Source organism: Aureivirga marina (assembly GCF_015767265.1).
Lineage (GTDB): Bacteria > Bacteroidota > Bacteroidia > Flavobacteriales > Flavobacteriaceae > Aureivirga > Aureivirga marina.
Genome location: NZ_JADPIB010000005.1, coordinates 293,464 through 306,410, shown reverse-complemented (window position 1 = coordinate 306,410; position 12,947 = coordinate 293,464). Strand labels below are relative to the sequence as shown.

Genomic DNA, 12,947 nt, shown 5'->3' with positions numbered 1-12,947 from the left:
ATTATCGAATATCTTTTAAAGTAACTTCAATTTCTTGTTGTTTTCCGTCTTTTTCAACGATTAGTTTGATTTTTTTATTCTTTTTAGAAGATTTTAATTGTTGAATTTCATTTGGATAATAAAACTTTTCTTCAAAATTAGAAATGGTTTCTTTTTCATCAATGATTTCTTCATTTTCGTTTGCAAGAACTACAATTTCATTCATTTGATTTTTAAAATGTAATTGATTTTTATTGGAAATGACTAAATCATTTTCTGGTAAAGAAACATTGTTTTTTCGTAATGTAATCATCTTATTTGGATAATCTAAAATTATATGAAATTGCCGTAACATTTTTCCACCAATTCGCCCATTTTTTTGCTTTAATTGATTTACAGAATGATGAATTACAGTTGTCGGATGTTTAATTTTAATATCCCCAATTAATAAATGATCAATAGTGAAATTTTTATCTTCATAAGCTATTTTTCGATTAAAAAGATAATTGTTTTCATTCTCATGCAACCAAAGCGAAGAATTATTTCCAATATCTACTAATAAACTCAATTCAATACTAGAATTTCGAGTCATTTCATACGATTTAATATTTCCAGCCATATATGGTTTTTTATCGATAAAATTCAACTTAAAAGAACTACATTTTCGACAGAATTTGTACCGATAATAATCTGGATTGTAAAACACCATTTTTTGTGTTGTATAATTTATTTCAATCACAAAATTTTTCAATAAATCATAACCAATAATTCCGTCAATTTTCGATAAAATCGGATTCTCTTTATTCTTTTCAACGACTAAAATATTTTGATTATTTGCAACAATTTTCTTCAATTCAATTTGATTGTTTTTTGAAACGAAATTTGTTGGTGTTGCTGAAGAAAGATGGTTTTTATTCTTAATATTATTTATAAGAAATTTTGTCTTTTTTGAATGAAAAACTGTAGTGTAATTTAAATCTGAATCTAATAAAAAATGAAGTTTATGACCATTTACTTTTACTGGAATGATGATTAAATTTTCATACATTTCAAAACTAACTTTTTGTTTTTCTTTAGGATACGACAATTCGAACTCATTTTGAGCGAAAGAAGTGTTGTAAATAACCAAAAAAACACAAGTTAAAATGATATGTAAGTAATTCTGTTTCAAAGGAATGGGATTTTCATACAAGTTACTAAAGCTTACGTTCTTTTCACAATGATTAATAAAACTTTAACTCAATAGAAAAGATTTACAAAAACGTCGATTTATTTTAATTTTTTTTGCAATTTTGCTTATCAATTAAAAAGTAAATACAAATGCCAAAAATATCATTAAAAGGAACAAATATGCCAGAATCTCCGATTCGTAAATTGGTTCCTTATGCTGACAATGCTAAGAAATTAGGTAGAACAGTTTTTCACTTGAATATCGGGCAACCAGATATTAAAACACCAGAAGTTGCACTGGATGCAATTAGAAATATTTCAATGGATATTATTTCTTATAGTAAATCGGAAGGTTCTGATGAATATAGAAGAAAAATTGCGAATTATTATAAACAAAATGATATTCACGTTGGAGCAGAAGATATTATTGTAACTAAAGGTGGTTCAGAAGCATTATTATTTGCGATTGGAAGTATTACAGACCCAGGTGATGAAATTATTATTCCAGAGCCATTTTATGCAAATTATAATGGATTTTCAGTAGCTTCTGGAGTTACAATTCGTCCAATCGTTTCGACAATTGAAGATGGTTTTGCTTTACCAAAAATTGAAGAGTTTGAAAAATTAATTACTCCAAAAACAAAAGCAATTTTAATTTGTAATCCTGGAAATCCAACAGGTTATTTATATTCTAAAGAAGAAATTCAAGAATTAGCTGATATCGTAAAGAAACACGATTTATTCTTAATTGCTGATGAGGTTTATAGAGAATTTATTTATGATGAAGGTGTAAAACATTATTCTGTGTTAAGCGATTTCGGATTAGACGATCATGCGATTATCATCGATTCTGTTTCGAAACGTTATAGCATGTGTGGAGCAAGAGTTGGATGTTTAGTTTCTAAAAACAAAAACTTAATTGCTACTGCGATGAAATTTGCACAAGCAAGATTAAGTCCACCAACTTTAGCACAAATTGCAAGTGAAGCTGCTTTAGATACGCCACAAACTTATTTTGATGAAGTTATTGCAGAATACAAAGAAAGAAGAGATACTTTAATCACTGAATTAAATAAAATTGATGGTGTAAAAGTTTCTGCGCCAAAAGGAGCTTTCTATTGTATTGCTGAATTACCTGTAGAAGATGCGGATGATTTTGCACAATGGATTTTAGAGAAATTCGAGCATAATAATCAAACTGTAATGGTTGCGCCAGCAGCTGGATTCTATTCTACTAAAGGTTTAGGAAAAAATCAAATTCGTATTGCTTATGTTCTTAAGAAAGAAGATTTGATTTCTGCTGTTACTGTTTTAAAACATGCTTTAGAAGTATATAAAAAATAATTTTTTTGAAAATATATAGACGTATTGGAACGTTTTCTGATACGTCTTTTTTTTAGTTTAAATCTACCAATTTTAATGAAAATTCAACAAAACATTTCTTTAAAAGCATTTAATACTTTTGGTATTGATGTGAAAGCAAAAAATTATATTTCTGTTCAAAATGTAGAAGAATTAAAACAAGTTCTTTCTTTAAATGAATTTGATGAAAAATTTATTTTAAGTGGAGGAAGTAATATGCTTTTGACAAAAGATGTGGAGAAATTGGTGATACATTTAAACATAAAAGGAAAAGAAACTATTGCTAAAAATGAAAAAGATGTTCTTGTAAAAGTTGCAGCTGGAGAAAATTGGCATGAATTTGTTCTTTGGTGTATCGAAAATGATTTTGGTGGAATTGAAAATCTTTCATTGATTCCTGGAAATGTTGGAACGTGTCCAATTCAGAATATTGGAGCTTATGGTGTGGAAGTGAAAGATGTAATTACTGAAGTGGAAGCTGTTGCTATTAAAAATGGAGAAATTCGTGTTTTTTCAAATGAAGATTGCAATTTTGGCTACAGAAATTCTGTTTTTAAAAATGAATTCAAAAACCAATTTATTATCACCAATGTAACTTTTAAACTTACTAGAAATACACATCAAACTAAAATAAGTTATGGAGCAATTCAGCAAGAATTAGAAAAAAATAACAAAACTGAAAATCCATCAATTAAAGATGTTTCAGATGCTGTAATTGCAATTCGTCAAAGTAAATTACCAGACCCAAAAGAAATTGGAAATAGTGGTAGTTTCTTTAAAAATCCAGTTGTTTCCAAAGATGTGTTTTTAAAAATTCAAGAACAATTTCCAACAATGCCATTTTATGAAGTTTCGGAATCTGAAACTAAAATTCCTGCTGGATGGTTAATTGAAACAGCTGAATTTAAAGGTAAGCGATTTGGAGATGCTGGAGTGCATACAAAACAAGCTTTAGTTCTGGTAAATTATGGAAATGCATCTGGAAAAGAGATTTTTGAATTAGCACAAAAAATCCAAAAAACTGTTTTCGAAAAGTTTGCAATTTCCTTAGAAATGGAAGTGAATATCTATTAAAAATCTCAAAATTTAATAATAAAAAAACTCTAAGGAATCTTCTTCCTTAGAGCCTTGATTTTAACCTGAAATTAAAGCTTTCGCTTTTTTTCGCAAACTTGGAATACTCTTTATCTTGCGTAATCTTGAATTATATTAAATATTTGTAATTCATTACTTTACAATTTTAAGGAAAAAAACTACATAAGAATTACGGTTTTACCGTAAACTTTTAATTTTCTGTTAATTAAGGTTAAATATTTTTATTTAAATTCATTAATAGAATGGAAAACAAAGTGAAATTTCTTAAAAGTTGATATACAGGTTTTAAACTGTTATTATTTAAACGAAATTGATAAAAGTGTTTTTAATACAACATTTATTTTTGATTGATTCGTTTTTTTTCAATTGAAAAACTTTCCTTTTTTCTACTTTTGTAATTCCGATAAATCACACAAATGAAACAAGAAAATAAGAAACATTTTGCAGAAATTCATTTTAAACATTTAGAAGCAATTTTTAAAGATTCTATTAGTTTAAGAGCAAAATATTTTCGTTTAAAAGAAACTTTAGAGCGAATTTGTAATCAGTTACTTCATGAAGAACCTGTAGAATTTTCGAATCTTTTTTCAAAGCTTGTTTTTGTAACGAAAAAATATAAAGTTTCAAAAGAAATAAATGATGTACGCTATACAATTTCTCAGATTTCAAGAAAACAGCAGAAACCTTCAGAAGAATTATTTATTTCACATATTCATCATTTTGCAAAATTTATTTCGGAAGTTTTTAATGCCGATATTCCAGATTTTCTTATTACCATTCTTCCGAAAAATGAATTTAAAAAAGCTCCAAAAAAAGAAGATATTTCGGAATTTATTTCTAAAATTAGAGCAATAATTATCGAACGAAATGAACATTTTCTTTGGTGTGAAATCGAAATTGAAAATGAAGAAAAATCATTAGTAAAAGTTTTTCCAAATGCTATTTTTTCTACAAAAGATTTTTGGAAAGGAGCGCAAGTTTATTTGGTAAATATTCGTGTTGATAAAGAGCAAAATTATTTTCCTCGTTTTGTGATTTTAGAACCAGATTATCTTTTAGATATTTCTGCAATTGCTGAATGCTTTCAAGATTATGGCTTTTCTGCAATGCAATTTTTAAAATCGAAATTTGAAGAAATTCCGAATAATAAACATATTCGATTAGGAAATTTTGCCAATTTAATTGTAGATGAATTAATTACAGAAAATGGAGTTGAAAAGAAATTCAATGATATTTTTTATAAAGATTTTACCAATTATCCATTTGAATATACGACAAGTGAAGATATTAAGGAAAGAGATGATTTTAAAACGTATTTTGAAACAGCGAAACGACATTTTCATACGATAAAAAAAGTGATTCAAGATGATTTTCAAAAACTGGAAATCAATAGAAGTAGAGTAACATTAGAGCCATCTTTTTTTTCAGATTTATATGGAATTCAAGGACGTTTGGATCTTTTAGATTTGGATGAAAAAAACAATGCAAAAATTGTTGAATTAAAATCTGGTGGAACGCCTTATCCTGATGATGGAAGAACAATTAAACGAAATCATGTTGTACAATTGTTTTTATATTATCAAATTGTTGGAGTTTTAAATAAGTTGCGTTTTAACGAAATTACTTCAAAAATCAATGGTTATATATTATATTCTAAATCGAATTTGAACAATATTCGTTCAGAAGAACCAACGTTGGATGTAATGCAACGAATTTTTAATCTTCGAAATGAAATTATTGTAAATGAACATTATTTAGCAAATAATTCTTTAGAATTTACAGAGAAATTAATCAAAAAAATTAATGTCAAAAATTTAATTCAAAAGAAAGATTTAAATCCAAGATTTCGAGATATTTTAGTTACTCAAATTCGTGAATTTCAACAACCAATTGAAAAGCTTTCTGAAACGGAAAAAGCATATTTTTATTCGTTTGTAAGTTTTATAGCAAAAGAGCAATATTTAGCAAAAATTGGAAATGGAGAAATAGAATCAAATCGAGGTTTGGCTTCTGTTTGGTTAAGTTCTTTTGATGAAAAAAATGCCAAATTTGAAATTCTGTATGATTTAGAAATTAGTGAAAATAATGTTGCGAATTCACAAAAAGAAATTGTTTTAAAAAGAACAAATTCAGAGAATAAATATGCAAATTTTAGAGAAGGAGATACTTGTATTTTATATCCAAGAAACGAAAATGAAATTGCTACTGAAAATCAAATTTTTAAATGTAATGTAAAGTCAATTTCAAGTGAAAAAGTTGTTTTAGGATTTCGTTACACACAACATAATACAAAGTTTTTTGACGCACATAAAAAATGGGCTTTAGAAAAAGATTCGATGGATAGTTCTTTTAAAAATATGTATAAAAATTTATATATGTTTTTGCATAAAAATTCTGATGATACTTTGGAAAAAGTAGCGAAAAGAACAAATAAACGTCGAAAAATTTTGACTTTATCACCTCCAGAAGAATCGAATGAAAAAAAGTTTCATAAAACATATTTATCAACAGAACAAAATAGAATTTTACAGAAAGCGATAAATTCTAAAGATTATTTCTTGTTAAATGGACCTCCAGGAACTGGAAAAACTTCGATAATTATTAAAGAATTAGTAGAAGCATTTTATAAAGAACCGAATTCAAATATTCTGTTATTAGCGTATACAAATCGAGCAGTCGATGAATTATGTGAAACGATAAATACAGCTTTAAATGAATTAGGAGAACTAGAAAATACTTTTGTTCGAATTGGAAATGAACTTTCTTGTCAAGAAAATTTTCGTGGAAGTTTATTGAAAAATATTACAGAAAATTCGAAGAAAAGAGAAGAAATTGAATCGAAATTAAAAGCACATCGAATTTATGTTTCAACAGTTGCATCAATTTCTGGAAAATTAGATTTATTCAAATTAAAGAAGTTTGACACTGTAATTATTGATGAAGCATCGCAAATTTTAGAGCCACAAATTGTTGGATTATTGCCAGAATTTGAAAGGTTTATCATGATTGGTGATCATAAACAACTTCCTGCAATTGTTTTGCAAAATGAAGAGCAATCGAAAACTAAAAATCTTTTATTAGAGGAAATTGGTTTGAAAAATAAGAAAAACTCGCTTTTTGAAAGATTATATATTTATTGTGAAAAAAATAAATTTGATTTTGCATTTGATCAATTGACTTTTCAAGGAAGAATGCATGAAGAAATTGCTGAATTTCCAAATAAAGTTTTTTATGATGGAAAGTTAAAAGAAGCTTTTCATATTTCTACATTAACAAAAGAAGCAAAAGAAAATTTAAAAAGACAAGTTGTAATTATAGACTTAAAAACAAAAACAAATTCAGTTTTAGAGGAAAATTTAGCATCGAAAAGAATGTTGTTTTTTTCTTGTAAAAATGAAAAGAATAAAACAGGAAAGCAAAATGAAAAAGAAGCTGATTTTGTAGTTTCAGTTGTGCAAAAAATTCATGAATTATATGCTTTTAATGGAAAAAAAATAGACGCTAAGAAAACGATTGGAATTATTGCACCTTTTCGAAGTCAATTGGCGACAATTAAACAAAAATTAGAACAAGCAAATATTCCAAATTATCAAGAAATTACAGTAGATACTGTAGAACGCTATCAAGGAAGTCAGCGAGATATTATTATTTATTCTTTTACTGTAAATGAAGAATTTCAATTAAAAGCAATTGAAAATTACAATGATGATAAAACGGTAGATAGAAAATTAAATGTTGCTTTGACAAGAGCGAAAGAACAGATGATTATGATTGGAAATAAAGAGGTTTTAAGCCAAAACCCGATTTTTTCTCAATTAATTAAATTTGTATCTGATCGTAATGGGTTTGTGAAAGTTTAATTATTGCTTTCTCTTCATTTCTATATAAAGATTTTGAACTTGATTTTTAGCCCAAGAATGTCTTCTTAAAAAAGTGATACTAGAACCAATGGAAGGATTATTTTTAAAACAACCAATAGGAATTTTATAACCAAGATGTTCCCAACCGTAATAATCTACAAGTTCAACAATCATTTGCTTTAATTTCACACCATGTGATGGGTTATTTGGTTGATTTTCCATTTGATTAATTTATACTTACAAAAGTAAACAAGTTATTCGATAAAAAAAGATATTTTAAAATAAAAAGAGGCTAAAACAATAGCCTCTTTAAATTCAAATCCAAATAAAATTAAAAAAATCTAATTTTCTAATTATCTAGTTACAGTTCCCATTGGGAAATTGTTTTGTAAATTCATGTCATGTAAATTTGCTTCACCTAACATATCTCCAGCTGTTCCAACTAAAGGTTTTAAAGTAAAAGGTTTTGCATCATTATCTGGGTATGGTTCAACAGTAATTACAACTGTTTTTCCTCTAACATCTAATGGGAAAGTTACACCATCAGGAGCGTTTACTAAGTAATCTTCTCCTGGGAAGAATCCATCTTCACCATTTGGCATAGGAAGTGCAACTGGTCCACTGTATGGAGCAGCATCATCTGAAGCAGAAACATTTCTGAAAGTTCCTGTAGTTAATGGAGTTCCATCTTCTGTAACAACCCATCCTTCGTATTTCCAACCTTCTTCTAACATTGGTAAATTTAAAGAAGCAACTGGATTTGCCCCTGTTGGATTTACGAACCAAATACCATATTGATCATTATCAGCCACATCATCTGTAGGACTAGCTAGAATAAATTGTCCTGAAGAATTAGAAAAATCTCCAATAATTCCTGTGTTCACTGATGCAGAATTTCCATTGAAATCACCTACTAAATATTTTGTATTTGAAGGTGCTGGATCTGTATCGTTTGCAGGCTCAATTGTAAGTACGAACTTTGTAGCAGCATCTAAATCCGTTTTGTTTAATTCAAAATCAACTTTAGATAAATTTCCTGTTCCATCTACATTGAATACACCTGTGCTAATAGCGTTTCCGTTTACAATAATCCATCCTTCGTAAACATAATTATCACCTAAATCTTCTAAACCTGATAAGTTTAATTTTAGAGTTGATTTTTCTACAATTGGAGTAGAAGTTGAATCATCATCATTGCTACAAGAAGCAGCTACAAGACCTAGTGATAGTAAAGAACCATAAATCAGTTTTCTCATTTCGTTAATTATTTTAAATGTTAGCAAATAATTTCATTGCTTAATTAGAACGAGATTTTTTTTTATGCTTACAGCTAGATTTTTGTTAACGAATATTTTAACAAAATTTTAAGAAAATTTAAGAGTGATCTAAAAGTTGTAAAAAATATAAAATTTCATAAAAAAAGCTTTTATTTGTGGGGAAAGAGAGAGATGTTTATATATAAAATATGCTGTTTTAAGAAAATAGAAATTTTGTAGTAAAATATAAAAGTTAAAAGAATAATTAAAAATTTTTAAATGAAAGAGAAGTTGTTAAAATTGAGAAGAAGAATTCCAATTCCAATAGTTGAAGCAAAGAAATTACTAATTGAATTTGATGGAGATGTTGAAAAAATAATTAAAAAATTTAAAAGAGAAAAAATTAATGAAATAGCTCAGAAAACTTTCTTTGAAATTAATGTTATTCAACAGAAATATGAAGAAAATAAATATGATTTTGTAAAAACTCTTTCCTTTTTTGAAAACCAAAATCGACTAAAGAATTTTGATATTTCTAAACTAAAAGGATTTACAGAAAAATCAATTGAAATAATAGAAAAGATGGAATTTATAGAAAATGAATATGATTTGGCTTCTATTTTTTTATTTGATGAATTAAATGAATATAAATTAATTCTAGAAAGAAATTTTGAATTAAATGAATTATCTAAAACTATTCAAATTGCACAAAATAAATGGAAAAAAATAAAGTGTGAAAATATGTGTATGAATGTATTTAAGTCAACTAAAGAATATAAAAATTTTGAAAAACAATTTCATTTAGATGCAATTAAATTAGACGAAAAATTACATTTATTTAGTCAAAAAATGTGTTGAATAGAAGTTATTTCGATTTGAATTTTAAAAATAGAATGACCAAAAATCCCAAAAGAAAACCTAAAATTAGTTGAATTAAAGAACCATAAAAAATGTGGTTAAATAATGCTTCATAAAAAGTTTTGAAATAAGCACCATAATGTGTTTTTAAGTTCCAGTTTACATCAATCCACCAAAAAATTGCAACAGGAATTCTTGAGATTGGAGAAAGAATTAATAAAAAATAAAAAAGAATCAAAAAAGAATCTTTTCTTTTATAAATTCGAAATGACCAATAAATTGAGAAAAACAAGGAAATCCAAAGTAATCCAATGAGAAAAATATATTTTTCAGGAATACCAATATATTCTAAAGTAAATCGAATTGGTGTGATAAAAATTGCAATTAAAAGTGGAATTTTTACTAATTGAAAAACTATTTTTAATGTTGAATTTTCTTTTTCTTTATTCATGAAATTATAATTTTATTTCATGACAAAATTATAGAAATTAGCATTTTATGATAACGTCATTCATTGGACATTTTTACGACATTTACATCTATTTTTCTTAAAAAATCAACAATCCACCAATATAAATTACAATTCCAACCAACATAAGTAAAAGTGTGTATGGGAGAATTTCTTTTGCTTTTAATTTTGTAATTCCTAAAAGTGGTAAAGCCCAAAAAGGTTGTAACATGTTCGTGATTTGATCTCCATAAGCTAAAGCCATAATTGCTTTCGAAAGTGGAACGTTCAATTTCATTGCAGTTTCAACAATAATTGGTCCTTGAATTGCCCATTGTCCACCGCCACTTGGAACAAATATATTCACCAATCCAGCACTGAAAAATGTAAAAATTGGTAATGTTGTTTGTGTAGCAATTTCTGCAAAGAAATCAGAAACTTGTGCAACCATTCCAGTTGATTTCATAATTCCCATTATTCCAAAATAAAGTGGAAATTGAATCAAAATTCCAGAAGTTCCTTTGATTGCTTCTTCAATTGCATTTAAAAAGTTTTTGAAATTTTGATGTAATAAAATTCCTAATCCAAGCATTAAAAAATTAATTCCATTTAAAGTAAATTTCAATTCTAATACTTGTTTTCCATATTTTATAATAAATGCAGCTAATAAAACAAAACCAAAAATAGTTGCTAAAATTCTTGAATGATCTAATTTTTCGGCTCCAATTAATTTACTTAATCTGTTAGATTCTTCCATTTTGTAAGTTGGTAAATCAATTTTTGTGGGTTTTACATTTTTTGCTAAAAAACTTAGAAATAAAGGAACAATTATTAATAATGCAGCAAAAATAACCATATTAGAAACACTGAAAATTGTTGTGTTTGTTGGAATATATTCAGGAATACTTTGTAAAGAAGTTCCTTTTAATAATTTTTCTAAATGCCCAGCTTCTGCAACTTTCAATGGTGCAGAACCACTTAATCCTCCGTGCCAAACCATCAATCCAACATAACCTGCTGCTCCAACTAATGGATAATTGATTGGAATCTGATTTTTTTGTGCGAATTCTCCTACTTTTCTTGCTAAAATTGCTCCGAAAATCAATCCTAATCCCCAATTAAAAAATGCAACAATTATTGTTGTAAAGCTTACTAAAATAACTGCTTTTGAAGTAGAAGTTGCAAAACTTGTCAATTTTAAAATCAATTTATTGACAGGTTTCGTCAAAACTAAAACATGACCTAAAACTAAAATCAACATCATTTGATAAGCGAAAACTAACAAGCCGTTAGACCAAATTCCAGATTCCCAATAGGATAAAATTTGAATAAAATGATTTTCTTTTGAAACAATTGGTGTGAAGAAATAGGCTAAAACAATTGTTAATAAGGTTAAAAATATTGCGATTGTAAAAGGAGAAGGTAAATATTTTTTAAAAATCGTTTCAATTAGTCCAGTTATATTCATGTATTTTTAATTTTGTGTCAAAAATAATATTTTTCATAAACAGTTAATTGTTTATTAAATTATTTGCTTAAAAATTATTGCATTTTAAAAATCTGTAACTTTGTGGTCATAATTTAAAAATTACATACAGCAGCCATTCATATTCTAGAAATTTTTTAAATAATTCAGTTCTAATTAATTGAAAAAATAATTTAAATAACAAATAGAGGAAATGAAAAAACAACAATTAATGATTACTAAAGATTCAAACTTCAGAATCTTTTTAAAAAAATGGCTAGAAACATGACATGATAAATTGCTGCTAGAATTTATTGCCAAAGATGACAACCACACTTTGAAAATCACAACAAAACTACAAACCATGAAAACTAAGGTAATAAATAATGATTTAAACGATTGGATAGATTATATTTTCGATCGTACAGATACAGATTTTTCTGAATTGGATAAATATGTGTCAAAAAGTTATGAAGAATACGCAAAAGCCAAAAATTTAAAAGTACCAAATCCACAAAAAATTAGAGCAGGGAAAATAGGAGGACATCCTCTTGAATCGATAACAACGGATTTATATTTAGGATGTTTACCTGCATCAAGTGTTTGCTATGGAAATTGTAATGCTGCAAAATTGTCTTTTTTATCAGGATTTGATTTTGGTATTAAAGTGGAAAATATATTAGATAAAGAAGTTTTTATTAAGGACTTGAAAAATATTCCAAGTACGCAAGGATTTTTGACGAATGGATGGAATAGTGATCCTTCTTGGAATTGGGAAAAAGCTTTTGAAATGGCAAAATTGATTCGAAAATCTGGAAGACTTCCAATTTTGATGACAAAAGTTTACAAATTTCCTTCTGAAGAAATGATGCAAAAATTTGCTAATATTAAAGCTGAAATACGTGTTTCTGTAAGTGCTTTTGATAAAAAAGAACAATTACGTCAACGTTTTGATTTTATTCATCATTATAGAAATTGCGGAGGAATTGCAATTCCAATGCTGATTAGTACTTACTTTAAAAGAGGCAATTTAAACAGAAAACAAGATAAAATAGTAGAATATATTTCTGAAAAAGATATTTTAGGAGCTGAAAATAGCTTGCGATTTGATAAATTTTCTCCAGTTTCCAAAATGGTAGATTTAGATAAATGTAGAAGAATTGAATCTACAAAAGATTATTGGTGTGGAAGAATATTTTCTGAAGAATTAAAAGTTCCGATTACAACAACACTTCCGCCATATTATTTAGGAATGCAAAATCCTTATATGTCCAAAAATGAAGAAAAATTCTTAAATTCTTTATGGTATGAAAATGTTTATACACATGAGGAAGTTATTGCAAATGCTGAACTTTTAAATAATCCAACTATTGACAGTGATTCTGCAAAGTTGGCTTAGGGGTTTTTATTATATTTTAATAAAAGGAAGAGTGTTTCATGAAAAACACTCTTTT

General features: G+C 26.9%; 10 protein-coding genes. 5 read left to right on the top strand and 5 right to left on the bottom strand.

Annotation, left to right across the window (positions count from 1 at the left end; genetic code table 11):
• Position 1: 1 nt before the first annotated feature.
• A complete protein-coding gene (locus tag I1A51_RS12560; protein ID WP_196894408.1) occupies positions 2 to 1,150 on the bottom strand; it encodes a retropepsin-like aspartic protease in 1,149 nt (382 codons plus the stop codon).
• Between the two features lie 149 nt (positions 1,151 to 1,299).
• Here I1A51_RS12560 and I1A51_RS12555 point away from each other — a divergent pair, with 149 nt between their 5' ends.
• The 3 genes from I1A51_RS12555 to I1A51_RS12545 all read left to right on the top strand — a co-directional run bounded on the left by I1A51_RS12555 (position 1,300) and on the right by I1A51_RS12545 (position 7,466).
• Entirely contained in the window at positions 1,300 to 2,493 is a 1,194-nt protein-coding gene (locus I1A51_RS12555; RefSeq protein ID WP_196894406.1) for a pyridoxal phosphate-dependent aminotransferase, read from the top strand.
• 75 nt (positions 2,494 to 2,568) lie between these two features.
• On the top strand, positions 2,569 to 3,585 hold the full coding sequence (gene murB / locus I1A51_RS12550) for a UDP-N-acetylmuramate dehydrogenase (RefSeq protein WP_196894404.1): 1,017 nt from the start codon (positions 2,569 to 2,571) through the stop codon (positions 3,583 to 3,585).
• A 437-nt stretch (positions 3,586 to 4,022) separates the two neighbouring features.
• Positions 4,023 to 7,466 (top strand): ATP-dependent helicase, encoded by a 3,444-nt coding sequence (locus I1A51_RS12545; protein WP_196894402.1) that lies wholly within the window; start codon positions 4,023 to 4,025, stop codon positions 7,464 to 7,466.
• Here I1A51_RS12545 and I1A51_RS12540 read toward each other — a convergent pair whose 3' ends face one another.
• Together I1A51_RS12540 and I1A51_RS12535 are read right to left on the bottom strand one after the other, a co-directional pair.
• Positions 7,467 to 7,688, bottom strand: a complete 222-nt coding sequence (locus tag I1A51_RS12540) for a VF530 family protein (protein WP_196894401.1) — start codon at positions 7,686 to 7,688, stop codon at positions 7,467 to 7,469.
• A gap of 131 nt (positions 7,689 to 7,819) precedes the next feature.
• Positions 7,820 to 8,722, bottom strand: coding sequence for an anti-sigma factor (locus tag I1A51_RS12535; protein ID WP_196894399.1), 903 nt, complete (start codon positions 8,720 to 8,722; stop codon positions 7,820 to 7,822).
• 279 nt (positions 8,723 to 9,001) lie between these two features.
• Here I1A51_RS12535 and I1A51_RS12530 point away from each other — a divergent pair, with 279 nt between their 5' ends.
• A complete protein-coding gene (locus I1A51_RS12530; RefSeq protein WP_196894397.1) occupies positions 9,002 to 9,580 on the top strand; it encodes a hypothetical protein in 579 nt (192 codons plus the stop codon).
• 7 nt (positions 9,581 to 9,587) lie between these two features.
• On the opposite strand, the gene I1A51_RS12525 is transcribed toward I1A51_RS12530, so the two are convergent.
• Both I1A51_RS12525 and I1A51_RS12520 read right to left on the bottom strand, forming a co-directional pair.
• On the bottom strand, positions 9,588 to 10,031 hold the full coding sequence (locus I1A51_RS12525) for a hypothetical protein (RefSeq protein WP_196894395.1): 444 nt from the start codon (positions 10,029 to 10,031) through the stop codon (positions 9,588 to 9,590).
• 97 nt (positions 10,032 to 10,128) lie between these two features.
• On the bottom strand, positions 10,129 to 11,496 hold the full coding sequence (locus I1A51_RS12520; RefSeq protein WP_196894393.1) for a short-chain fatty acid transporter: 1,368 nt from the start codon (positions 11,494 to 11,496) through the stop codon (positions 10,129 to 10,131).
• 361 nt (positions 11,497 to 11,857) lie between these two features.
• Between I1A51_RS12520 and I1A51_RS12515 the strand changes: the two genes are divergently transcribed.
• Entirely contained in the window at positions 11,858 to 12,892 is a 1,035-nt protein-coding gene (locus I1A51_RS12515) for a hypothetical protein (RefSeq protein WP_196894391.1), read from the top strand.
• Positions 12,893 to 12,947: the final 55 nt, after the last annotated feature.